The organism is Pseudoalteromonas sp. SR43-3, from assembly GCF_014163875.1.
GTDB classification, from domain to species: Bacteria; Pseudomonadota; Gammaproteobacteria; order Enterobacterales; family Alteromonadaceae; genus Pseudoalteromonas; species Pseudoalteromonas distincta.
In genome coordinates this window covers 34579-58601 of record NZ_JACJEC010000017.1, presented here as the reverse complement: position 1 = coordinate 58601, position 24023 = coordinate 34579, and the positions used below count along the sequence as shown (strand labels likewise).

The following is a 24023-nucleotide window of genomic DNA, read 5'->3' as shown; positions in this document are numbered from 1 at the left end:
CAAAATGTTCCAGACATTTTGTCGAACCCTGTCGAGGGTTCTCACCCTCCCAATTTAGTATCGGTGTTAAATTTTAGGCACAAAAAAACCACAATCAAGTGGTTTAAATTAAGTATGGTGGAGAGGGAGGGATTCGAACCCTCGATAGAGCTACAAACTCTATACTCCCTTAGCAGGGGAGCTCCTTCGGCCACTCGGACACCTCTCCAACGCATAACCGTTTGTATTGATGGAAGTAAAGAAAGCCACCAATTAAAATATGGTGGAGAGATAGGGATTTGAACCCTAGATGGGCTATAAACCCATGCCGGTTTTCAAGACCGGTGCATTCGACCACTCTGCCATCTCTCCGTGACGCAGAATAATACTTAGGTGATACCGCTGTGTAAATAGCAAAATGACTGTTTGCCTAAAAAATATACGTAAATGAGGTTTTTTTTGTAAATAAGGGGAAATTAAGGCAATTTTTAATAAAATAAATAGGTTGCAGCAAACAATGGGAGCTAAATAAGTGACTTCATTTAGTGGTTGAGTGTTCGCTGCACCGAAAAATAATCATGGTTGGGTGATTATTTATATTGAGCTGCACCGCTAAGTGCTAGTCTTTTACCAATCGTGTTAAGTTTAGCTAACATTCTTGCTTTACGGTTAGTTGGTTTAACGGCTACTTGCGCTGCTGCTGTTTGATTTAATGTATTAATTGGTTTCATTATTTTGCTCCGGTTGTATCTGTTGAAATCGCGTGCATTTTGCACGTTGTTTGATTAAAAATACAACGATAAAAATTGAGCCTGAGGGATTAGTTAAACTAATCTGAATTGATTTTATTAATATGCGATTCAGTAAGTTGCATTACTGTTTTTGCATAGCTATTTATATGACGGTTGGTTTTAACCCCTTTGATGTTGGGGTTTTTGGTTTTTTAATTTATTTTTATGCATTTTATACAATGTTTTTTGATTATTTATTCAGATTAAAAAAATTTAATTAAACGTTTGTTATCTCACTCTAAAATACATTGCTGGAAACAAAAGCTTGTCACTACTTATAATTATTAAACCAAGTATCAAAAAACAGAGCCAAAAATCATTGGCATGGCTTAAAAATATCTGTAAAAAACGCAGCTTTTCTTATTGTATATTTACTACAACGGGAAGCTTTGACGATGACTGCGCTCAAATAAGGTTGTTACTGAGTAAATTTCCCAAAGTAGTTGCACTAGGTGGCGATGGTACATTGAACTTGGCGGTCAATGCGCTAATAGGGAGCAGTTGTTCGTTAGCATTATTACCTTGCGGTACAGGTAACGATTTCTCCAGAGGGTTTAATTGCAAAGAAGATGATTGGCGAAAGGCATTATTTAATACACCGACAGCAATTGATATAGGAAAAATTAATAGCCGCTATTTTATTAATATTGCAGGGGTAGGATTTGATGCTCATGTGATTAAAACTATTAATGATAAAGCTAATTTTTCATCTTTTGATTACAGTTGGACGAGCATTAAAGAGCTATTTTATTATCAAGCTCAGCAGTTACAAGGTACGTTTAATAACGATGCTCGGCAGTATCAAAATTTAATTACTGTATTTGCTAATCATAAGTACTTTGGTGGCGGGCTAAAAATAGCGCCAAAAGCAGATTTAATTGATGGTCAGCTTGAGTGTTATCAAATGCGATCGGGTGGGCTTTTTTATAATGTAATAAGCTTTATTAAGTTATTTTTTAAGCGTCATGAGTATATAAAAAACCTTACCTATAGTCGCTTAAATACAGCTTCCATAAATACTGAAGGGCTATTGATTGAAGCAGATGGTGAGCTGATAGGTAAAACTCCTGCAGTTGTTAGTGTGTATGGACAGGCCTTACTTTTTCATATGCCAATAAAAAAGCGCCTTCAGTAAAGTAGGCGCTTTTGCGTTAGTTGCGTTAATAACGCGTCTAACTGGGGACGGAGCCACTTTTAGCTATTGCTCTATTAGCTAAAAAGGCGTTAATTCGTTTTGTTGGGGTAAGCACAATGGCGTTACCTAATAGCACTAAACTAAACCCTGCAAAGGTATTTGCGTGCCATTCAAAGCCTTCAAAAAAGCTACTCAGTGTTACTGCCACTAATGGGAATAAAACAATAACGTAGCTGGCTTTTTCAGGGCCTATATTTTTTAGTAGTGCAAAGTAACAACCAAAAGCGATTACTGTGCCAAATATTGATAAATAAAGTAATGATAACCAGTAGCTAGTTGGGGCGTTTAAACTAAATTGCACATCGTTCATTAATACATATAAAGCTAAGCCTATAGCACTATATAACATGCCCCATGCATTGCCCTGCAATACGCCAATTTGCTTACGAGAATTACGAACGCTTATCATGTTGCCCAATGAAGCCACAAAGGTGCCACCAAGGGCAAGTAGTAACCCGACCAATGCACCGTTACTTAAGTCGAACTGCTGTAACTGTGGCCAAAACAGACACGTAATACCTAATACAGCGAGTGCGGCACCGGTATAAATTCGTTTTGAGATAGGTTTACCAAAAAATAGTCGAGTGTTAACTATGTTCATAACCAGCAATAGTGAAAAGGCGATAGAGGTCATAGCGGAGGTTAAGTAATTTTGTGCCCAGTAAAGCATTAAGTAATTTAAGGCAAAATTACAAATAGCCAACAAAGCAAAAAAGCCATGATCGATTAATGAAAAGCGCATATCCGGTTTTTTGTACGCTACATATAACCACATTAAAAGTGCTGCAATAGCAAAGCGATAAAATAACGATAGCTCTACCGCAATATCACCTAGCTGAAATTCGATGGCTAACCAAGTAGAACCCCAAATTAAAACGGTTGTAATGTATAGCGCTGCACTTTTCATGGTTACTCTCCAAAGCCCGATTGAATGGCTATTTTAAGACCTGTCTGTATACTTACCATATACAGAAAAGTAAAAATGTAACCTATACAGATTTGGATGCGTGATGATAAGACAAAAAAATAGCCAGGGGCATGAGTTTCTATATCAGCAAGTTATTCAGTTGATCAGAGATATGAGCGCCCAGCAGGTTTTACTTCCTGGCGAAAAACTTCCATCACTGCGTAAAATGGCAGATAACTTAAACATTAGTATTCCGACAGTGAAGCAAGCTTATCAAGTACTTGAAGATCAGGGGTTAGTAGAGGCACGTGAAAAATCAGGGTATTTTTTAAAAGTCGTTAGCATGGCGCATAATTTACCTAAGCGAGTTAAATTAAGTCGCGAACCTGTTGTGGTAAATAAACAAGCCTTAATAGAGCAGGTATACAGTGCGATTCATCAAGCTAACGTAGTTCCTTTTGGTATCGCTAACCCAATTGCTGCTGCACCTACCGATAAAGCACTCGCCAGAAACATGCGTCGTGTAATGACAATTGCGGGCAGTAAAGCTATTAACTATGGACCAACAGATGGGTTTGTGCCGCTGAAAAAGCAATTAGTGCATCGCTATTTAGATTTTGGTATTGGTATAAATATGGACGAGCTTGTGATCACCAATGGTGCACAAGAAGCCATGGCTATTGCACTTAAGTGTGTAACAAAGCCAGGCGATGTAGTTGCCATTGAGACGCCTTGTTATCACGGGATTATCGAGTTAATAGAAAGCCTAGGGCTTAAAGCGCTCGAAATACCACTGTGCCCAGATAATGGTATTTGGTTAAGTGATTTGGAACGCGCTTTAAATGAGCATGATATAAAAGCGTGTTTATTCTCGACTGCAATTAGTAACCCTGTGGGCAGCTTTATGCCTGATACAAATAGACAGCAGCTGGTGGAGCTACTTGAAAGTCATGACGTAGTGCTTATTGAAGATGACGTATATGGCGATTTATATTTTACGGCAAAACGAGGCACACCTGCTTTAGCGTACTCTAAAAAAGGATTAGTGATTAGTTGCTCATCTTTTTCTAAAACGGCAGCGCCGAGCTATCGTGTAGGTTGGTTAGTTGCGGGTAAATTTGCAACGCAAGCAAGGCGATATAAAAGAGCACTAAGTTGCTCTGCTTCGTTAATAAACCAATGGACGTTATCTGAGTTTATTGTCAGTGGTGAGTACGACCGAAATTTAAAAGTACTTAGGCAACGCCTGCGCGATAACAAAGAGCGTATGCGATGGTGCTTACAACAAGCTATGCCAAAAAATACACGAATAAGCGATCCAAAAGGAGGCTGCGTTATGTGGCTAGATTTAGGAGGCGAGTACGATAGCCAAACATTGTTTTTACTTGCGCTTGAGGTTGGTATTAGTATTACCCCTGGGCTTGTTTTTTCGGCCTCTAATAAATATAAAAGCTGCGTAAGATTAAGTTATGGTGTGCAATGGAACGCGCAAATTGAGCAAGCAATAGTTACATTGGGTAAGCTTACTTTATTAGCTAAAAAATAAGTCAACGAAATACAAAAAAGCAGCATTTAAGTAAACTTAAGTGCTGCCAAAGGGATGTTAAATAACATTTGCTGTACTAATTTTGTTTAAAGCTAAATAACTGGTAACCTTCAAGCTCAGGCACTTGCATTACTAATTGCTCTTCTTGTTTTGCAATATCAGCAAAGTTTCCACATAAAGAGTTGGCACGTTCTTCTAGTGCGCTTGCATGTAGCTCTACTTTTTCTTCTATTTGTGCACCCATATTTTCCATACGTTGTTCAAAGGCATCCATATCACCGCCTGAACCAAGTAACTCAGAACCTAAAGCTACTAAAATACTGCCCATTGATTGCATTACTGCTGATTCAACCGCTGTTTCTATCTGCTGCTCAAATTGTTGTTCAAAGTTTTCGCCAAATTGATTAAAACTTTGTTGGCCCATCACAAATGTACCTTGCTGGTAAAATGTGTTTTCTACTTCGATTTTAATGTCATCCATAAGCTCAGACATATTATCAAGACCGTCAATATTAAATGCATTGCCTACTTCTTCTAATGCTACTCCGGCAATTTTAACCCCCTCAAGCGCTATATTAGCTACTTCAGGTAATTGAGTGCGTAAGCTATCAGAGTACTTGGTTAGCGCGTCGCGCTGCGAATTATTCAGCGCTACAAGTTCGCCATTTACGGTTAAGTCACCATGGCTATTAAACTGCATGGTTTTATTGTTGGCGGTAAAAATTTCCAATTCGTTTGGCTTAATGCGCACATCATTTTTAAATTCGACGTTACATTCATCATTACTAAATGAAATTGCAGAATCGTTATCGTTATGAGCCATAGCGGCTGGTGAACAAATTAATGCGCTAACTAATAGTAATTTTTTCATGTTTGTTCTCTACTTTTGTTGATGACGATTAATTAATAACAAGTTTGATGCCAGTTTTATTTTTTAATATAAAACATGTGGTTAACTGTTTTTGTTTGTTTTTTAGTAAATGAAATCAATTAATAAATAACTATTTTTTAGTCAAATTGGCTAACTAATAAAAATTAATAAATTTTATTTATCGATACGATAAAAAACTCTCACTTTCCTCAATTCAAATTTAGCGCTATTTATTCACATTACTGACATGAAGACTATTTACAGTAGTCACGTGGCTTTATTTTGATGTTAATTTGCACAGCATTTTGACGTTAAACATTTTAATTTTACCGACTATTGCGATAATAAAATCCTTGGTTGGTCTCAAACACTTTATGGAGTGGGTTGTGGGTAAGACATTTAGTTACGATGCGCTAGATGACGATTTTGTTGAAGACGAGTACGAAATGCTCGGCCGTAATCAACACGATAAGAACAAGCAAAAGGTTAAAAAGAAGTTGGAAGACTACCTTGAGCAAAAACGCTTGCGTAAAAATCTAGGCGAAGACGATTTAAGCGATTACACCGATTAAATTTCACTAGTATAAATAAAATACCAATTAATATTGAGAGTTTAAATGTGCAGTTATGCGTATGTTTAAGTTTCAATAGTATTGGCAATAAAGAGGCCTTGCGCCTCTTTATTACTTTTTAAAGCGTGCTTTTAGCCTGTGCCAAAGCTTTTTGAATTGTAAGTTCTAGCTTTTGGGGTTTAGTAAAAGGTGCATAACGTTTAATTGGCGTGCCATCTGCGGCAATTAAAAATTTAGTAAAATTCCACTTTATTTTACGTGTTAAAAAACCAGGTAAAGCCGATTTTAAATAACGAAAGACTGGGTGAGCATGCTTACCGTTTACATCTACTTTGGCCGCCATTAAAAAACTCACACCAAAGTTAATTAAACATCCTTGCTCTATTTGTGTAGCGTCGCCGGGTTCTTGCTGACCAAATTGATTACACGGAAACCCTAAAATAACTAAACCTTGGTTGGCATATTTATTATGCAAAGCTTGCAGCGACTCGTATTGGTAGGTAAATCCACATTTACTTGCGGTATTAACAATAAGCACAACCTTACCTTCAAAATCACTAAAGTTAATAGGTTGACCCTGCAAGCTTGTTGCGCTTAATTGATGGAATTTGTGCATATTGGCGTCTTTTTTATTATTGTTATCGGTATTTTAACCTGAGTACAGTATTTCATAAAGTACAAAGAGTGCTCTAATTTAAAATCAGAAATAGCCCCATACCGGCAAGCGTTGTGTAATAAATATTATGTGTTTTATAGGCAACAATGATGGCGACTATCGCTGCGCTTAAATAAGGGTTTTGCCAGTCTAAGTTAATGCCATCTTCATTCAAAAACACGATAGGCACCCAAATTGCTGTAAGCACCGCAGGTGCGCTAAAGCTTAAAAATTGCTGCATTTTAGGACCTACTTCAAACGGTAAAGTGCGGTGTAAAAATAAATAACGCGTAAAAAATGTAATACACGCCATGAGTAAAATAGTTGTCATCATGGCGTTGCTTCCTTTTTAGCGGTTAGCCTTGCTGTGCTATAACCTGCGGCCATTGCCAGCAGCGCTGAGCAAACAAGCCATAACTCAAATCCGGTACTTTTTAAAAGCGTTGCGCTAACGCCTGCTACAATTACCGTAACGAGTGAGGCCAAATTTTTGATTCCCGGAATAACTAACGCGATAAACGTGGCAGCAATCGCAAAGTCGAGCCCTAAATTAGTTAAGTCGGGCAGCATTGTGCCCGCTACAATGCCAATTAACGTCCAAATATTCCATGCAATATAAAAGCTAAAACCAGCGCTCAATGCGTATATTAAGCGTGTTTTTGTTCTATATGCTTTTCGATGATGAGAAAACGCAAACAGCTCGTCGGTTAAAACAAAACTTACTGGTAAGCGCCAACGCATAGGTTGATCAATCACCTTATGACGCACTGCTAACCCGTATAAAAAATGCCGAGAGCTAATAATAAATGTTGTGAATAAAATTGTGAGCAATGGTGTGTTGCCCGCCATAAGTTCAATTGCAACAAGCTGTGCAGAGCCTGCAAATACTAATAACGACATTGCTTGGGTTTCTAGTGCACTAAAGCCATTTTGAATCGCTAAAGAGCCGCATAAAATACCCCAAGGAACAACGGCTAAACACAGTGGTAGCATATCTAAAAAGCCTTTTAAAATAGCTTTTTTAACTGGTTGCATGATATTTACTCTCACGGCTTGTAGAATGGCTCATAAGGATACCTTAATATTATGATGTTAAAGTAGTTAACAAATTAAATAATACTGTTTTTTTAAGGATAGGCACAATGACGACGTTAAAAGTGTGGGATGGGTTTATTAGATGCTTTCATTGGTTTTTGGTTGTAAGTATTGCAGTGCTTTATTTTAGCATTGAAGAGGGCATGATTGAGCTTCACTTTGTCGCTGGTTTTTTTACTTTAGCACTTATAGTAACACGTTTAATATGGGGTGTTATTGGTAGTAAAACCGCGAGATTAAGTAGGTTACTGCACTCTCCTGGTGCTATTTTAAAGGAGCTAAAAACACCAAGCGAATCGTTAGGCCATTCAGCACCCGGTAGCTGTATGGTGATAGTGTTTTTTATATTGATCATAACGCAACTTGTAAGTGGCTTAATGAGCAGTGATGGTATTTTAACTGACGGGCCGCTTGCTCAATATGTGTCTAGCGATACGATTGATTTTGCCAATTGGCTACATGAGCTGAATTTTGACATTTTACTTTATGCTATTGGCTTGCACGTATTGGCTATTATCATTTATAGAATAAAAGGCAAACCGCTAGTTAAGGCGATGATCACAGGCTCAAAAGAGTTAAAAGCGGATGACTCTGAGGCTAAAGTAACTAAAGCGCCTTGGCCTGCGTGGTTAATATTTATATCTTTATTGGTGTTGCTGGTATTTACGTGGGCGAAAGAGCCTTTAACTTATTTGTTTAGTTAAAAATACATTAAACCAACCTTAAAGGGTTGGTTTTTGTTTTTGGTTACATTCTTTTGTTTGATTGTTATGCGGGGTCGAATTATAATCGCCGCATTGCTGGCAAACTAGCCGAAAGGTTAGGACGCAAAGTTTCCGGTCTAAGGCTTTTTAAAAGCTATGGTAGCGGGACTACTGCATAACGTGTTGTTATGTATCACTTGCCCTCAGTGTATTTTTTGTGTATCCATAGTGTATGGATAAGATTTTGTAACTCTTAAGGTGTTGCCGTGTTTATGCATACGTCGTTGGCCTGTGGAAAGTGGTCAACAATAGGTTGCTTAAATCATCATACCCAATTATTTATTGGTGATGTGGTGAGTGTAACCTTTTACGACATGCAAGGAGAGCTGGTTAGTTTATCATTTGATTACAAGATCACCTCGCTTGAGCAAGGTGAGCCTCACGCATGGCCACGTTTAGTTGCCGAGCATATTAATGTGCATGTTCCTCTGGTTAGCGCAGGTAAAATGACCGAACAGGGTTTAATTGTAGCCTATAGAAATAATGAAATTTTTGCTTTGCAAAGCAGTGGTATATGTAAAGCACACGTCGATTTTCATTGTATTGCAAAATGCGATGAGCGTGTTGTTAAGAACCTTGATACTTATGATTACGTGTACCCTGAAAATTGTGAAAACTATAATGCGGGTACAAAGGTATTGCAGCCAAAAACTGGGCATGTATATCAATGCAGGCCTTGGCCATTTAATGAGTTTTGCCGCACGAATGACGATAATAAGTCTATGTTCGAACCCGGTGTAGGGCAAAGCTGGGCTATGGCTTGGCAGCAAATATAAAGCTTAAATTATCTTCCCAAAGGTATAGCGGTTTTAGTAATGAAGCGTTTACCGTTTTAGCCCATCCAACTATTGGATGGGCTTTTTTATTTTTATGATAAACTGCAAATCACATTATTTTTTTAATTGGTTTTGTTGTGTCTCGTCCTGTCTACTCTTTAAGTTTATTACCTAATTTCCCGATTGCTAAACAGCAAGCCCATACATTAAGTACTCATAATAAGATACGTACCGATAATTACTATTGGATGCGTAATGACGATCGCCAGGATGAGCAAGTACTTGCGCATTTACATGCTGAAAATGCGTACTGCGATGAACAGTTAGCTGCTATGAAGCCACTACAAAATACACTTTTTGAAGAGTTAAAAGCACGCATTGTAAAAGATGATAATTCGGTACCCGTTAAAGACGGGAAATACTGGTATCACTCAGAAGTTCGTGGTGATGATGAATACTCGCGTCATTATAGAAGTACGAGCATAAAGGCCGATAATAAAGAGCTTTTACTCGATGTGAATGTATTAGCTGAAGGATTTGAGTTTTTTGAGCTGGGCGAAGTCGCACTAAGCCCATGCGAGCAGCTTATGGCTTACTCTGAAGATACTGAAGGTCGTCGTATTTATAATGTTCGCTTTAAAAGCTTAGCGACCGGTGAAATGCTTCCTGATGTGCTTGAAAATACAGAAGGACAAGTTGTTTGGGCTAACGACAATAAAACTGTTTTTTATGTAAAAAAAGATTTAAAAACGCTATTAGGATACCAAGTATTTAGGCATGAGCTTGGCAGCGAGCAAAGCCAAGACGTAATGGTCTACGAAGAGCAAGACAGCAGCTTTTTTATGGGACTTGGTAAAAGCCGCGATGAAAGCTTAATTATTATTGATTTAGCATCGACAGAGACCAATGATACATGGGTGCTTGATGCTAATAAGCCCACTGGCGAATTTAAAGCATTAATGCCGCGTGAAGATGGCCACGAGTTTGACGTAGATAAGCTAGGTGACACATTTTATATTGTGACTAACTGGCAAGCTAAAAACTTTAGATTAATGACGGCAACAAACGAAACAATTGCTGATAAAACACAATGGGTTGAGCATACAGCTCACAGAGAAAATGTCCTGCTTGAAGGTGTAGAGTTATTTAATGACTTTTTAGTATTGAGTGAACGCGAGCAAGGGCAAGCTCGATTTGTAGTTGTTAATAGGCAAGGGGATCGTATGGCACTTGAGTTTGCCGATCCTTGTTATTATGCTGCAATAGCAATGAACCCAGAGCCAGACACAGGCACTGCGCGTATTTATTACTCAAGTTTAACAACACCAGGTTCTTTATATGATGTTGATTTAGCAACTGGCGAAAAAACACTACTTAAACAGCAAAAAGTACTCGGTAGTTTTAATGCCGATGACTATCAGTCTGAGCGATTAATGGTCACTGCTCGCGACGGAGTTAAAGTACCCGTATCAGTTGTTTATCGAAAAGACAGCTTTAAAAAAGATGGCTCAAATCCGTTATTTCAATACGGTTATGGTGCGTATGGCTATACGATTGATCCAAGTTTTTCAAGTTCATCGCTGAGCTTGCTCGATCGTGGTTTTGTTTATGTAATAGCACATGTTCGAGGCTCTGAAATGCTAGGCCGCGAGTGGTACGAGCAAGGTAAAAAAGAGCATAAACAAAATAGCTTTAGTGACTTTATTGATGTGACAAAAGCGCTTGTTGCACAAGGCTATTGTGATAGCAGCAAGGTGTTTGCCTCAGGCGGCAGTGCTGGTGGTTTATTAATGGGGGCGGTTGTAAACCAAGCACCAGAGTTATATTGCGGTGTTGGCTGTCATGTACCATTTTTAGACGTATTAACCACGATGCTTGATGAAAGTATTCCGCTCACAACAAATGAATATGATGAATGGGGTAATCCAAATGAGCCTCAGTTTTATGATGTAATTGAAGCTTACTCGCCGTATGACAATATTCGCGCCCAAAACTATCCGAACATACTCGTTACTACCGGTCTTCATGACTCACAAGTGCAGTATTGGGAGCCTATGAAGTGGGTTGCAAAAATGCGTGAACTTAAGACTGATAGTAATATTTTAGTATTTAAAACCGATATGGATGCAGGGCACGGCGGTGCATCAGGTCGCTTTAAAAGTTTAGAGGAAAAAGCACTCGAAATGGCCTTTTTTATTGCTTTATTAAATTAACTGCAAAATCGGAAAATTGTATTATCCTATATATAGAAGTTGATATATGTAAGGCGATATATGTTTGGTGCACATGGTGAATTTCAAATTTGTTCACAGCCCCCTCAGATGTATTTAGAATTGAAAGGGAGCTTTAATAATGAAGGCATTACGCTGTTAACTAATGGCGTTGTTCAGGAGTTGAGCACTCACCCTGAAAATACGATTAAGTTTGTGGTTGTTAATTTAAAAGAGTTTGAGCTGTTAACTTTGGATGGCCTCGATTCATTAGAGGCCTATTTTGCCGGTGTAAAAGAACGTGGCTATCAACGAGTTGATTATATAAACATTAATATCATAGCTAAAAATATGTTTGAAAAAGTATGGAAAAATAGCGATGTAGAAGTTAATTTTTATAAAGATACCGAAAGCTATTTATTAGTGCACCCAAATGACAGTTATATAAAACAGAACTGGTAACTAACATGAGTATTATAAACCGCTATTGAAAAGGGCTTATAATACTCTCTAAACACCCTTTATAGCGCCGTGAAAGGTTTAAACACATATCGTTTTTCAGCCTTACTCTATAATCGCCACTGTCAGTAGGCATCAGTTCGCAAATAGCTTGTCTTCTTACCAGCGTTGAGCGATGAATGCGAACAAACCCTTCTGGTTCTAGTTGTTGTTCAATATTTTTCATGGTTTCGCGATGTAGTACCGGCGTATTACCTTGGGTAAAATGCAGCTCTACATAGTTGCCCGCGCCATTTATCCAAATAATATCATTGATATCAATTAGCCTTACCTTACCTACATCTTTAACCACAATGTGTGATGATGGCTTTTCAGCTTGTGTGCTTTGCTGGTATTGGCGTTCGGCCGCACTTGCAATCGGGCAAAGGTGAATCAGCTTATCAAAGCATTTATCAATACGTGATGCAGTTGAATCTAATATTAAAAAATCTACAGCGCCAACTTCAAAGGCAAAACTCGCAAAATGTCCCGATTGAGCAATAATGACTAACTTCAGCTTTTTAGCAAGCTCAGTTAAATGCACTATTTGCATAGGGTCAGCTAGGTTGGTTAGTTCGTAAAACAGTACATTGTATTGATCTGTGTCTATTTGATCTAATCTATTTGTTTGAAGAAAAGATTGAGATTCAAAGTGCCGGTGATCTTGCACACGCTTTGTTAAAAATGTTGCAAACTTAGTGTTACTAACAAAAGTTAATGCATGAAAAGAAGCGATCATTATTTTTATCTCTTGCTGTATATAATAATAAAGACCGTGCTTAGCGGAAAAAATGTTATGAAAAGTACAATATATTTATAAAATAATTGTGACGTACTGATTCATCCCATAAAACCTGCTATTCGTACCAAAGACTACGCCTCATAAATAATGCCCGTAGAGTGTTTAAATAAATCCCCTTACTGTAATCCGCGAAGTAACCATTTAGTTACAAAAATAACAATTCAGGGGAATTATATGACATTAACTAACAAAGGTAGCGCGCGATTATTTAAAAAATCGTCGTTAACAGTTGCGCTAAGCAGCGCGATACTTGCAAGCTTTTCATTTCAAGGTGTTGCAGCAGAAGATGACGAAATAACTAAAATAGAACGCGTACAAGTTACAGGTTCTCGAATTCGTTCAGCTGAGGCAATGTCATCGGCTCCTATTCAAGTTGTAGATAGTGCTGCTATTGATGCATCAGGGTCGTTAAATATTCAAGACTTATTATTAGAGAACCCTGCATTTGGTACACCAGCTATTAGCCGTACTAACTCAAACTTTAATACCGCAAGTGCGGGTGTTGCTACTGTTGATTTACGTAATTTAGGCTCTAACCGCACATTGGTTTTAGTGAATGGTCGTCGTTATGTATCAGGTGTACCAGGTAGCTCTGCTGTCGATTTAAATACTATTCCGAGTCAATTCATCGAACGTGTTGAAATTATGACAGGTGGTGCTTCATCTGTTTATGGTTCTGACGCTGTTGCTGGTGTAGTTAACTTTGTACTAAAAGATGATTTTGAAGGTATTGAATTCGAAGGCCAATATGGTGAATCAAGCGAAGGCGATGATGAATCACGTCAATTCAACTTTACCTCGGGCTTATCAAGCTCAGATGGGAAAGGGCACGCGATGTTCCATCTTGGGTATTCTGATCAAGGTGCTGTTTTTTCACGTGACCGTGACCGCTCGGCAGTAGACCAATTTTCAGGTATCTTCTTTGAAGATGATCCAGTAGCAAACCCAGGCTCTGTATTTGATGCTGTAAGTCCATTTTTATCTTCATTTCCGCCACAGGGTCGCTTTAGCGCTGGGGATGAAACATTTACGTTTAATGATGCAAACACCCTACAAAACTCGTTTAGTACTAACGGTGGCGATGGCGTAGCTGCAAATGGTTTTAACCGAAGTGGCGTACGTACGATAGCGATACCTACAGAACGTTACTTATTTGCCTCAAATGGTAGCTACGAGCTAAGCGACAAGCATAGCTTTTTTTATGAAGGTACTTACGCTGCAACAACAACCGTTTCTGAATTAGAGCCATTTCCTTTTGCCTCTGACGACATTTATGCAAATGGCCAAGTACCAATTGAATTTAATGTAAACGGTGAAATATTGCGTAACGCATTTGTACCTGATGATATATATAACGCAGCAACCGACACCGACGGTGATGGTATGCGTGATATCTTTTTTGCAAAGCGCTTAAGTGATATCGGTAACCGTGGAGCACGAGCTGAGCGTGACACATTCCGTTTAGCACTAGGCTTTCAAGGTGAAATAGCAGATGGTTGGTTCTACGATACTTACTATGTATACGGTAAAACAAAAGAGCAGCAAGTTTCTGGTGGTTTAGTTAACGTACAAAGCTTTCGTCAAGGTTTAGAGGCTGTTATCGATAGCCAAGATTTAGATGGTGATGGTATTACTGACGAGGCTATTTGTATCGATGCGACAGCACGTGGCTTTAACTGTGCGCCGGTAGACATTTACGGTTTCAATTCGCTATCGCAAGGTGCTATTGATTTTGTAAGTGCACCTAGCTCACTTTCAACGTCGGTTGAGCAAGAAATCATTGGTGGTAATATTTCAGGTGATTTATTTGATTTACCGGCAGGTACGGTAGGTATCGCTGCTGGTTTTGAATACCGTGAAGAGTTCTCACGTAGTGAATTTGATGCTCTACAGCAAGCTGGCCTTAATGCGGGTAATGCAATTCCAGCAACAGAAGGCTCGTTTGATGTAACTGAATATTATGTAGAAGCAAACATCCCCGTGCTTGATTCTGTAACAATGAATGCAGCAGTTCGTTTGTCTGACTACTCAACAGTAGGCAATACTGAAAGTTGGAACGTGGGTATAGACTGGGAAGTAATGGATAGCTTACGTTTACGTGCTACCCGTGCACGTTCAACACGTGCTCCAAATATCGATGAACTATTTTCTCCACCTTCACAAACTTTCCCAAGTGGTTTAAACGATCCATGTTTAGGTGTTACTAATAGTGGCGGTGGTGCTGCAGGTGATGCTTGTCGTACAGATGTTGGTGTTACAACTAATATCGCCTCAAATGGCGAGTTCACGCTTAACCAGTCTGACTTACAAGGTATTAGTGGTTTTAACCGTGGCAACCAAGATTTAAAAGAAGAAGTTGGTGACTCTGTAACAGTAGGTTTAGTATTTACACCAGAAAATCTAATATCAGGCCTAGACATTACGCTTGATTACTTTGATATCGAAATTACAGATGCAATCGTATCAACACCTCGTCAGTTTATTCTTGACCAATGTTATGGTGGTGGCGATACAAGCTTTTGTGACTTTGTAACTCGTCGTAGTGCGCCATCAGGTAATAATAGTGCTGGTTCACTAGAGTTTATTGACAGTGGTGTATCTAACAGTGGTGGTTTAGGTACAGAAGGTGTTGATTTAACACTAACGTACTCTACTGATATTGGCCCAGGTGCGTTTAGAACTCGCCTTGCTTATACTTACCTAATTGATGGTTATAGCATCCCACTTCCAGGCGCTGATAAAGATGAGTTTGCTGGAGAAATTGGTGCATCAGAGCATAAAGCTAACTGGAACTTTGGTTATAAACTTAACGACTTTGATTTTAACTGGAGCTTAACTTACATTGGCGCTGCAGACTTTGATGATCAATTCTTAAGTGGTTTTGGTATTGCTCCAGGTGGAGTAGGGATTGGTTCAGTGACATATCATGATGTTCAAGCAAGTTACCATATCAGCGATTCAACAGAGCTTTACGCTGGTGCGAGTAACTTATTTGATAAAGAGCCACCACGCATTTTATCGGGTGTGAGCGGTTCAAGTACTGGTACTGAAACAGATGCAGGTACGTATGACCCAATTGGTCAATCATTCTACATAGGTTTTAGAAGTAAATTCTAACCAACAATAACGACACTAATATAGTTACTTAATTCGTAACGTTCACAAAGCCTCAGTATTGCTGGGGCTTTTTCATGGGGAAAAATAATGTAGTAGTAATGCTTATACATTGTTTATCCCAATATATGAGCATTACACCCACTTAAACCCAAAACAACGCCACTGGTAACAGGGGCGTTGTTTAGTATTGGGAGGAGGCTAATATAGTAACCGAATCGCTTGATTATTTAACGATTTATCCCTATTTGTGCCCTCTTCATTGAGGGCTTTTTTTTGCTGGTTTAGTCTAAGTAAGCCTTTAGCATCCAAACCAGTTTCTCTTGCTCTGAAATGTAATCGCTCATTAGTGAGGCTGTACCTTCATCGTCTGCATCACCAGCTTGGCTTAAAATATCACGCTGCATGTGAATTAATGTACTGTAACCAGCAAGTAGGTTTTCTACGGCTGTAACACCATCACTAATACCTTTAGCTTCTTTAATTTTACTTACTTCAAGGTAATCAGAAAATGCATGTAGTGGTGCGCCATCTAACGTTAAAATACGTTCTGCAACTTCATCTACTTTTAGAAGTAGCAAGTTATAAATTTCTTCAAACTTAACGTGTAGTTCAAAAAAGTTACGGCCTTTAATATTCCAGTGAAAACCACGCGCATTCATGTATTGAATCTGGTAGCTACTCAATAATGTATTGAGTGACTTTATGATGTCTTCGCTTTTTGCGCTGTTTAGACCAATTGCGTTTACATGTGACATAACTTGCTCCTGAATAACCGTTTGTTTGTGAACTTGTGATAAGTATTACTAATTTCGATAAATTAGTAAAATCGTTTAAATGTATCTAGTTAATAGTTTTAACCTATTAGCTGTTTTTGATACCTGTATTCACTTTAGACTATTAATAGAAATGGGACTGATTAATAAAAATACTACCCCTCAAAAATAAATAAAACCCAGAAGTATATAAATCATGATCTAAAACAAACTTTATTCAAGGTAATAACTTAGCTATTTTTTTATTGATGTAGGTCAAAAATCATCCACCCTAACGGCGCATAATAATGTTGTCGAAATAATTAGGAGAGATAACATGCATGCAAAAACAGCGAAACAAAATAAAGCAGAGTTAATCGTGGTAGGAATTGCAGTCATCGCATTTGTGCTTGGGCTAGTCGCGCACTTAGCAGGAGCAAGCTTTGCGAACTCAGATTTTTTTGGTTACATTGCGGCGCCCATTCCGCTGATACTGGCTGTGATATTTTTAATTAGTTATAAAATAGCAGCCAATGCTGAGGATTAATCTTTCTCGTTTAAGCACTTTAAAATGTAATCGAGTACTTGGCGCGAGTAAATCATACTGGTATGGCTTAAATGAAACACCTTGTGTTCGGCCATACCTTTAAGTTTGGTTTCATCTAGTAATACGGTGCCATCTGATTTGCTGCCTTTGACTATTAAAGGCATAAGCCCAATAGGTAAATCGCCTGCGATACTATAAAGCTTAGCTTTAAAAGGCCAATTACCATTTTTAGTAAGCAAAAACTCAACACTATTTTTTAAAAATGATTCAAACCCTTTTTGCTTCATTTTTTGCGCTATATGGCTGCCTTTATGTGGAGTACCCAGTGTAATTACCTTCGTAATATTCTGGCTAGCAGGAGAGTTTGCCTCTAGGTAAGCACGTGCAATCAGCCCTCCCATTGAGTGGCATACAAGCGCTGCAGGTTCGTTAGAAATACACTCATCAATTTGTGCAAATATGGTATCGCGGTGAGGGTCGAGCGTATTGTAGGTAATGTTTAATACCGTCATACCCGACTCTTCAAGTCGTGAACAAAGTGGGCGCATAACAAAGCCAGACATATACAAGCCATGTAAAACAATAACGTGTTTAACTTTCATATGCTCCCTAATACCAATTTTATTAAAAACATGATCATCCTAGCGTATTAAATAATCCGCTACCTGCGTTAAAAATTATTTAGATAGAACAACTATATGTCATAATTTTCGCCTTGTTATCGACTTATTTATTTGTCGCTATAATAGATAACTAATTTAATGCAATTGGTATAACTACCGTAATTACATTAACTGTAGCGGTTTTATTTCAATATTGGTTGTATCGGTATTTACCCATACTTCACCATCTTGAATGGAAATGGCGAGCTTAATTCCACGATCAACCAAAGCAGCAAGTGCTTGTGTTGCTGCGTAATCAAGGCTAAAAATACTTAGATTTTTAAATTCATACAATTTAGGTTGATGTTTTTGCCACCAAATTGCTTGATTGTTTTCACCATAAGTATATAGCACCACTTTTTTAGATTTATTACAGGCTTTTTTAAGGCGTTTCTCATCTGGTAAGCCAAGTTCAACCCATAGTTCTATTTCTTCACTATAGCTTACATGCCAAAGTTCAGGCTCATCATCAGCACTTAACCCTTTAGTAAATTCTAAACCATCACAGCTATTTAGCGCAAAAGCGAGTAAGCGAATCATCAACCTTTGGTCGGTTTCTGATGGGTGTTGAGCCAAGGTTAAATTAAAATCTTGATAAACGTGGCGGTCCATATCGCTAAGCGATAACTGCACTTTCATAATGGTGGATTTAAGAGCCATAACAACTAATCTGAAAAAATTTGCGCCAGTATAGCGCAATTAAATGAATTGCCAGTTAAAATAGCGGTTAATTATACGTTAGGAGTTAAAAATGGCTATCCAGTGGTTCCCTGGGCACATGAATAAAGCCCGCAATGAAATTAAAGAAATAATGCCACAAATGGATGTGATCATTGAAGTGCTTGATGCGCGCATTCCCTACAGTAGTGAAAACCCGATGGTGGCAACCTTGCGTGAAGGTAAGCCGGTCATCAAAATTTTGAACAAAGCTGATTTAGCTGATCCTAAAATGACTCAAATCTGGAAAGATTATTTTGAGCAAGAAAACGGTGTTAAAGCGATTTCTTTTGGGCATGATAAAGCAGCTGAAGTACACCGTATTAATGAGCTTTGTAAAAAGCTAGTGCCGCATAAAGTGGGTGCAGATAAGCAAATTAAAGCCATGATCATGGGTATTCCTAACGTGGGTAAATCTACGTTAATTAATGTATTGGCTGGGCGTATAGTTGCAAAAACAGGTAATGAACCTGCGGTAACCAAAGCACAACAACGCATTAAGCTTGAAGACGGTATTATGCTTTACGATACGCCAGGTATGTTGTGGCCAAAAGTAGAAAACGAAAACTCAGGTTATCGCTTAGGCGCTACCGGTGCTATTCGTGATACAGCACTTGAGTATGAAGAAGTAGCAAGTTACACAGCTGAGTACCTATTGCGTGCATACCCAGAGTTATTAAAAGCGCGTTATAAAATAGATGAATTACCACAAAGTGATTGGGAATTTGTTGAAATGGCGGGGAAAAAACGTGGCTGTATTCGTGGTGGTAACCAAATAGACACATACAAAATGTCTGAAATACTAATCAACGAATTACGCGACGGTATCATTGGCCGTATTACTATGGAAACTCCGCAAATGCGTGAGGAAGAAGAAGTAATGGTTGCTGGTTTACGCGCTGCAGCAGAAGCTAAAAAGGCAGCTAAAGAAGAAGAGAAAAAACAACGCCGAGCACGCGCACGTAAAAACCGTCGTTAATTGATTTAGTTTAATTTAACCAACTAAATTACAGACATAAAAAAAGCCCGTAAGGGCTTTTTTAGTTTCATATCTACCGTCACCGATATGAGTAATGTAGCAAGTAAAATAGTAGGGCGGTTACTCATCATCAACATCAAGGGGCGTTGCGGTTCATAACAAGTAACCATAGCTGTTTACGTGCGCCACACGTTGTTTCAGGGTCGAGAAACAAATCAATTCATTCCTTAACAAGTGGTATGCAATCCGCCTTGTTGATATTGATTATCAGTTAGATCTAACTATCTGTCAACACCTAAATGCAAATAATTCTTATTTTGCGTTAGTGTGTTTTTTATTCTCTTTTAAAACGATAACTTAGCACTAAAGTGGGTGCTGCTATTTTTAGTAAAAACACTTATGCTGATTAAGTAATCAATAAATACGATAAGAATAAAAATATGTTTTCTATTTGGTTTATTAGCTTAATTGCGCTGGTGTATCTCGGTATATTATTTGCGGTTGCCGGCTGGGCGGATAAGCATAAAGTTTTACCTTTTAAAGGATTAACTTATGGTTTGTCTTTGGGGGTGTATTGTACCTCTTGGGCTTTTTATGGCACGACAGCGCAAGCTGCGAGTAATGGTTGGTGGTTAGCGCCTACGTATGCAGGTACCATTTTATTATTTATTTTTGGGTGGCAGCTCTATGGCAGAATAGCCCATATTTGTAGGCAACAAAAATTAACCTCAATGGCCGACTTTATATCAACCCGTTATGGTCAATCTTCTAGCTTATCTGGTTTGATATCGCTCATTTCTGTGATTGCTATTGTGCCGTATATTTCACTGCAGTTGAGTGCTACCGCACAAAGTATTAATTTATTAACCAATCGCGCGCCCACACAAAACAATATGGTTTTAGCTGATAGCACCTTTTATATTACGTTGCTGCTTGCTTTATTTGCTATTTTATTTGGTGCTCGTAGGTTAAAACCGAGCGAGCATAACCCGGGTTTAATTGCCAGCATTGCGTTTGAATCGGTGGTTAAACTGCTCGCATTTGTTGGGGTGGGCCTGTATGTGTGCTTTGTAATTTTTGACAGTCCCAGTGATTTATTTTTAAAAGCGCAGCAATTAAATGTACCTCAACAAGTTCAAGCTACTAAAAGCCCGGTGTATGTTTATATTGCGCATACGATACTAGGTGTTTTAGCTACGTTGTGTTTGCCTCGGCAATTTCATATGGGTTTTATAGAAAATAATAACGATACTGAACTTGCCAAAGCTCGATGGTTATTTCCCATTTATTTATTACTAATAAACCTATTTATTTTACCTATTGCTTACGCAGGCCTTGTTTACTTTAATGGTACTGACGTAGGGCACGACACTTTTGTATTGGCTCTCCCAATGGCGAGCAACAACGCCGGCATTACATTACTTGCATTTTTAGGCGGTTTTTCAGCGGCTACAAGCATGGTAATTGTATCGTCCATTGTGCTTTCTGTAATGATCACCAATGATTTTATAAATCAGTTTATTTTAAGGCGCTCGCAGCTCAACTCAAGTAGCCGAGGACTTGATAAAAACAATCTATTACACGCCCGTAAAATAGTGATTGTGTGCATATTACTGCTTAGCTATTTTACGCATCGTGTATTGGGTGAGAGTAATACACTTGCAAATGTTGGATTGATGTCATTTACTTTGGTTGCACAATTTGCTCCCGCTATGATTATTGGCCTTTGGTGGCGACAAGCGACCTGTAAAGGTGCTCAACTTGGTATTTTAAGCGGCTTTATTATTTGGGGGTATACTCTATTAATACCGAGTTTAGCCAGTGGCTTAGGTATAGATGGGCTTTGGCTTAGTCAAGGGCCTTGGCAAATAGCATGGCTGGCTCCTACCAACTTGCTTGGTTTAAATTTAGATAGTGTAACTCAGGCATCTTTGTTATCGCTTGGGTCAAATTGTTTGGTATATTTTTTAGTCCCTTTATTTAGTCAAGCGTCTTTAGCTGAGCGTTTACAAAGTAATAAGTTTATTTCGCAGTTACCTGAACCGCGTTTAAATACCACATTACAACCACTTAACTATGAAGATCTGGGAGCTTTGCTACAGCGATTTGCTGAAAAAGAAGCAAGCCAGTTACTTGTTACACAGTACTTTCCCGCAGATCAAAGTAAATGGAAGCAACCAGCTAATACTGATTTAGAGCAAATTGTTGAACGAGAAATGTCGGCAGTGATAGGGGGAGCATCGGCTAAATTAATTTTAGATGTGGCTAAAAATGAGCAGCGTCAACCTATTGAACAAGTTGCAGAGTTTGTTGATGAAGCTAGCCAGGTACTTAAATTTAATCGCGACTTATTACAGTCAACCATCGAGAATATTCAGCAAGGTATTAGTGTTGTAGATAGCGAATTAAAGCTTGTTGCGTGGAACCAAGGCTACAAACAGATGTTTAGCTACCCTGATGATGCCCTTTACATTGGGCGACCAATAGCTGAGATCATTATGTATAACGCAGTGAGAGGATTGTTTAGTTCCCATAATTTAAAAGCGGAGGTAAGTAAGCGTTTAGCATATTTAAAAACTGGCAGCGCCTATAAATTTCAACGTTTACATAGCGATGGTCGAGTGTTTGAAATGCAAGGTAATCCACTACCTGATGGTGGCTTTGTAACAACGTATACCGATATAAGTGAGTTTGTAAAGCAGCAAAAGGCGCTTAAACAAGCCAATATTAGCTTAGAGGAAAAGGTTAGTGCGCGAACAGCTGCGTTAACACAAGCTAATGAGCAACTATCCCAAGCTAAACAAGTTGCTGAGCAGGCAACGGTAAGTAAAACACGTTTTTTTGCAGCGGCCAGTCACGATTTGCTGCAACCCTTCAATGCGGCCAGTTTATTTTGTTCACTCATGAACGAAAAAACACAAGATACAGAACTAGCAGAGCTTGCACTGAATATTAAAAATTCACTGAGCAGTGCAGAAGAGCTGCTTTCGAGTATTTTAGAGTTAACTAAGCTCGATGCTGGTGCATTTAAAGTAGAGTTAAGTGAGTTTGCTATTAAATCCTTGGTTGAACCTTTGCAAAATGAGTATGAGGCTTTAGCAAATGAAAAAGGCTTACGTTTTATTGTTGAATCAAAAAATGTAATGGTAAAAACAGATAAAGCTTTATTAAGGCGTGTTTTACGTAACTTATTAAGTAATGCTATTCGTTATACACAACATGGTGAAATTCGCTTCAAAATGCTTGTTGAAAGCGATCAGTTGGCTATTTTAATAGAAGACACCGGAATAGGTATTGCTAGTAAAGATCAACATTCAATTTATCAGGAGTTTAAGCAACTTGGCGATAAGCCTAATGCCGAAGGGTTAGGTTTAGGGCTTGCAATTACAAAGCGTATTTGTGACTTATTAAATATTAGTTTAGTGATGGGATCAGAGCTTGGTAAGGGTACGCAGTTTACACTTAACCTACCTTGCGCCACTGATTTAGTGCCAACCCAAATGAATAATAATACAGTGAAAAACCCTGAAACAGAGCTTGGTAAATTACGTATTTGGTTAATCGACAACGACGAGAATGTACTCAATGCGCTCAAGCAATTATTACAAAACTGGGGATGCGATATAGCCACCGCAACAGGTTTAGCGCAGCTACAAGCATTACAAGCTAAATTACCAGTGCCGCAATTACTTATTATTGACTATCAATTAGATGATGGAATAACAGGCCTTGATGTTATTCGTGAAGCGAAGCTTTGCCACTTACCTATTATTGTTAACACAGCTAATCATGATGAGGTTATTCGAGAAAAGGTACTCGATGCGGGCTATCCATTGCTCTACAAGCCTCTTAAAGCACCCGCACTTAAGCGAATGATTAAGCGCCTTACTTAAGTTGATTACATTAACATGCAACTTATTCGGTTTTACCAACTTGTGATAATTGGTCAAATAAAATGCCTGCTTGTGTACGGTTATATACATTAAGTTTACGTAAAATAGCAGATACGTGTTGTTTTATAGTGGTTTCTTGAATTGACATTTCAAAGGCTATTTGTTTGTTTAAAAGCCCTTCGGCGATCATTGCCAAAACACGATATTGCTGCGGAGTTAGCTTTTCAAGATTACTAGAAAATTCGCTTTGCTCATCATTTACTTGTACGTCGTTTAAATCAATATCAGGTGGGAGCCAGTTATCTCCATTTAGTACATGGGCAATAGCTTGGCTTATTATATCGAGCGATGATGACTTAGGGATATAACCTGACGCACCAAGTGTCATGGCTTGTTTTATAATACTGGGTGTTTCGTTGGCTGATACCATAATAATCAATATGTCAGGATATTGATTACGCAGCTGCGAAAGAGCTTGCAGCCCATTGGCGCCAGGAATAGTTAAATCTAAAAATACGAGTTCTATCTCGGGGTGCGCGCTTAGTAATGTGAACAAGCCCTCTATATCGCTAGTTTCTTTAATATATTCTTCAGGAACTGAGGTTGCTGCCGCTTGGCGTAGGGCGCTGCGAAATAGGGGGTGGTCATCGGCAATTATAGTATTCACTGCGCTCATCCAAAGTTACTCCAAGTAC

The 24023-nt window shown here is 38.6% G+C and carries 22 protein-coding genes, 2 tRNA genes and 1 riboswitch; of the genes, 11 read left to right on the top strand and 13 right to left on the bottom strand.

Annotated elements, in window-relative coordinates; translation table 11 throughout:
• Positions 1–115: 115 nt before the first annotated feature.
• From H5088_RS16090 to H5088_RS16080, 3 genes are all read right to left on the bottom strand, one after another.
• A tRNA-Ser gene (locus H5088_RS16090) sits at positions 116–208 on the bottom strand.
• Positions 209–260: 52 nt separating this feature from the next.
• A tRNA-Ser gene (locus H5088_RS16085) sits at positions 261–351 on the bottom strand.
• Between the two features lie 218 nt (positions 352–569).
• On the bottom strand, positions 570–710 hold the full coding sequence (locus tag H5088_RS16080; RefSeq protein WP_004335040.1) for a hypothetical protein: 141 nt from the start codon (positions 708–710) through the stop codon (positions 570–572).
• A 325-nt stretch (positions 711–1035) separates the two neighbouring features.
• Here H5088_RS16080 and H5088_RS16075 point away from each other — a divergent pair, with 325 nt between their 5' ends.
• Positions 1036–1905 (top strand): diacylglycerol kinase family protein, encoded by an 870-nt coding sequence (locus H5088_RS16075; protein WP_182753683.1) that lies wholly within the window; start codon positions 1036–1038, stop codon positions 1903–1905.
• 37 nt (positions 1906–1942) lie between these two features.
• Here the strand turns inward: H5088_RS16075 and H5088_RS16070 are convergent, their stop codons facing one another.
• On the bottom strand, positions 1943–2872 hold the full coding sequence (locus H5088_RS16070) for a DMT family transporter (protein WP_182696294.1): 930 nt from the start codon (positions 2870–2872) through the stop codon (positions 1943–1945).
• 103 nt (positions 2873–2975) lie between these two features.
• Here H5088_RS16070 and H5088_RS16065 point away from each other — a divergent pair, with 103 nt between their 5' ends.
• Positions 2976–4418 (top strand): PLP-dependent aminotransferase family protein, encoded by a 1443-nt coding sequence (locus H5088_RS16065; RefSeq protein WP_182753681.1) that lies wholly within the window; start codon positions 2976–2978, stop codon positions 4416–4418.
• A 76-nt stretch (positions 4419–4494) separates the two neighbouring features.
• On the opposite strand, the gene H5088_RS16060 is transcribed toward H5088_RS16065, so the two are convergent.
• Positions 4495–5289: a YggN family protein gene (locus tag H5088_RS16060; protein WP_182696293.1), complete on the bottom strand. Its 795-nt coding sequence runs from the start codon at positions 5287–5289 to the stop codon at positions 4495–4497.
• A gap of 386 nt (positions 5290–5675) precedes the next feature.
• On the opposite strand from H5088_RS16060, the gene H5088_RS16055 reads away from it, so the two are divergent.
• Positions 5676–5861, top strand: coding sequence for a PA3496 family putative envelope integrity protein (locus H5088_RS16055; RefSeq protein WP_007579801.1), 186 nt, complete (start codon positions 5676–5678; stop codon positions 5859–5861).
• A gap of 118 nt (positions 5862–5979) precedes the next feature.
• Here the strand turns inward: H5088_RS16055 and H5088_RS16050 are convergent, their stop codons facing one another.
• From H5088_RS16050 to H5088_RS16040, 3 genes are all read right to left on the bottom strand, one after another.
• Complete coding sequence (locus H5088_RS16050) at positions 5980–6477, bottom strand: glutathione peroxidase (protein WP_182753679.1); 498 nt, start codon at positions 6475–6477, stop codon at positions 5980–5982.
• Between the two features lie 73 nt (positions 6478–6550).
• The gene (locus tag H5088_RS16045) at positions 6551–6850 is read right to left on the bottom strand and encodes an AzlD domain-containing protein (RefSeq protein WP_182753677.1); all 300 of its coding nucleotides are present in this window, start codon (positions 6848–6850) and stop codon (positions 6551–6553) included.
• The gene (locus H5088_RS16040) at positions 6847–7551 is read right to left on the bottom strand and encodes an AzlC family ABC transporter permease (protein WP_182753675.1); all 705 of its coding nucleotides are present in this window, start codon (positions 7549–7551) and stop codon (positions 6847–6849) included. The genes H5088_RS16045 and H5088_RS16040 overlap by 4 nt, the downstream gene beginning before the upstream one ends.
• 107 nt (positions 7552–7658) lie before the next feature.
• On the opposite strand from H5088_RS16040, the gene H5088_RS16035 reads away from it, so the two are divergent.
• From H5088_RS16035 to H5088_RS16020, 4 genes are all read left to right on the top strand, one after another.
• Complete coding sequence (locus H5088_RS16035) at positions 7659–8315, top strand: cytochrome b/b6 domain-containing protein (RefSeq protein WP_182753673.1); 657 nt, start codon at positions 7659–7661, stop codon at positions 8313–8315.
• Between the two features lie 88 nt (positions 8316–8403).
• Positions 8404–8491, top strand: a riboswitch (cyclic di-GMP riboswitch).
• 96 nt (positions 8492–8587) lie between these two features.
• A complete protein-coding gene (locus H5088_RS16030; protein ID WP_024597144.1) occupies positions 8588–9151 on the top strand; it encodes a hypothetical protein in 564 nt (187 codons plus the stop codon).
• A gap of 137 nt (positions 9152–9288) precedes the next feature.
• Positions 9289–11364 (top strand): S9 family peptidase, encoded by a 2076-nt coding sequence (locus H5088_RS16025; protein WP_182753671.1) that lies wholly within the window; start codon positions 9289–9291, stop codon positions 11362–11364.
• Positions 11365–11424: 60 nt separating this feature from the next.
• Positions 11425–11823 carry a hypothetical protein gene (locus H5088_RS16020; protein WP_024597142.1) on the top strand — a complete coding sequence of 133 codons (399 nt, stop codon included), beginning with the start codon at positions 11425–11427 and terminating at the stop codon, positions 11821–11823.
• 22 nt (positions 11824–11845) lie between these two features.
• Here H5088_RS16020 and H5088_RS16015 read toward each other — a convergent pair whose 3' ends face one another.
• Positions 11846–12598, bottom strand: coding sequence for a LytTR family DNA-binding domain-containing protein (locus tag H5088_RS16015; protein WP_182693119.1), 753 nt, complete (start codon positions 12596–12598; stop codon positions 11846–11848).
• Positions 12599–12835: 237 nt separating this feature from the next.
• Here H5088_RS16015 and H5088_RS16010 point away from each other — a divergent pair, with 237 nt between their 5' ends.
• Positions 12836–15778 (top strand): TonB-dependent receptor domain-containing protein, encoded by a 2943-nt coding sequence (locus H5088_RS16010; RefSeq protein ID WP_182716496.1) that lies wholly within the window; start codon positions 12836–12838, stop codon positions 15776–15778.
• Positions 15779–16059: 281 nt separating this feature from the next.
• Here H5088_RS16010 and H5088_RS16005 read toward each other — a convergent pair whose 3' ends face one another.
• The gene (locus H5088_RS16005; protein ID WP_004334993.1) at positions 16060–16533 is read right to left on the bottom strand and encodes a Dps family protein; all 474 of its coding nucleotides are present in this window, start codon (positions 16531–16533) and stop codon (positions 16060–16062) included.
• 334 nt (positions 16534–16867) lie between these two features.
• On the opposite strand from H5088_RS16005, the gene H5088_RS16000 reads away from it, so the two are divergent.
• Entirely contained in the window at positions 16868–17077 is a 210-nt protein-coding gene (locus tag H5088_RS16000) for a hypothetical protein (RefSeq protein ID WP_024597139.1), read from the top strand.
• Here the strand turns inward: H5088_RS16000 and H5088_RS15995 are convergent.
• Together H5088_RS15995 and H5088_RS15990 are read right to left on the bottom strand one after the other, a co-directional pair.
• On the bottom strand, positions 17074–17679 hold the full coding sequence (locus H5088_RS15995) for an alpha/beta fold hydrolase (RefSeq protein WP_149601930.1): 606 nt from the start codon (positions 17677–17679) through the stop codon (positions 17074–17076). The genes H5088_RS16000 and H5088_RS15995 overlap by 4 nt on opposite strands.
• Before the next feature lie 183 nt (positions 17680–17862).
• Entirely contained in the window at positions 17863–18399 is a 537-nt protein-coding gene (locus H5088_RS15990) for a YaeQ family protein (RefSeq protein ID WP_024597137.1), read from the bottom strand.
• A gap of 91 nt (positions 18400–18490) precedes the next feature.
• On the opposite strand from H5088_RS15990, the gene ylqF reads away from it, so the two are divergent.
• The gene (ylqF, locus tag H5088_RS15985) at positions 18491–19435 is read left to right on the top strand and encodes a ribosome biogenesis GTPase YlqF (protein ID WP_004334981.1); all 945 of its coding nucleotides are present in this window, start codon (positions 18491–18493) and stop codon (positions 19433–19435) included.
• A gap of 440 nt (positions 19436–19875) precedes the next feature.
• Positions 19876–23328 carry a PAS-domain containing protein gene (locus tag H5088_RS15980; RefSeq protein ID WP_182753668.1) on the top strand — a complete coding sequence of 1151 codons (3453 nt, stop codon included), beginning with the start codon at positions 19876–19878 and terminating at the stop codon, positions 23326–23328.
• A 22-nt stretch (positions 23329–23350) separates the two neighbouring features.
• Here the strand turns inward: H5088_RS15980 and H5088_RS15975 are convergent, their stop codons facing one another.
• Positions 23351–24004: a response regulator transcription factor gene (locus H5088_RS15975; protein WP_024595144.1), complete on the bottom strand. Its 654-nt coding sequence runs from the start codon at positions 24002–24004 to the stop codon at positions 23351–23353.
• Positions 24005–24023: the final 19 nt, after the last annotated feature.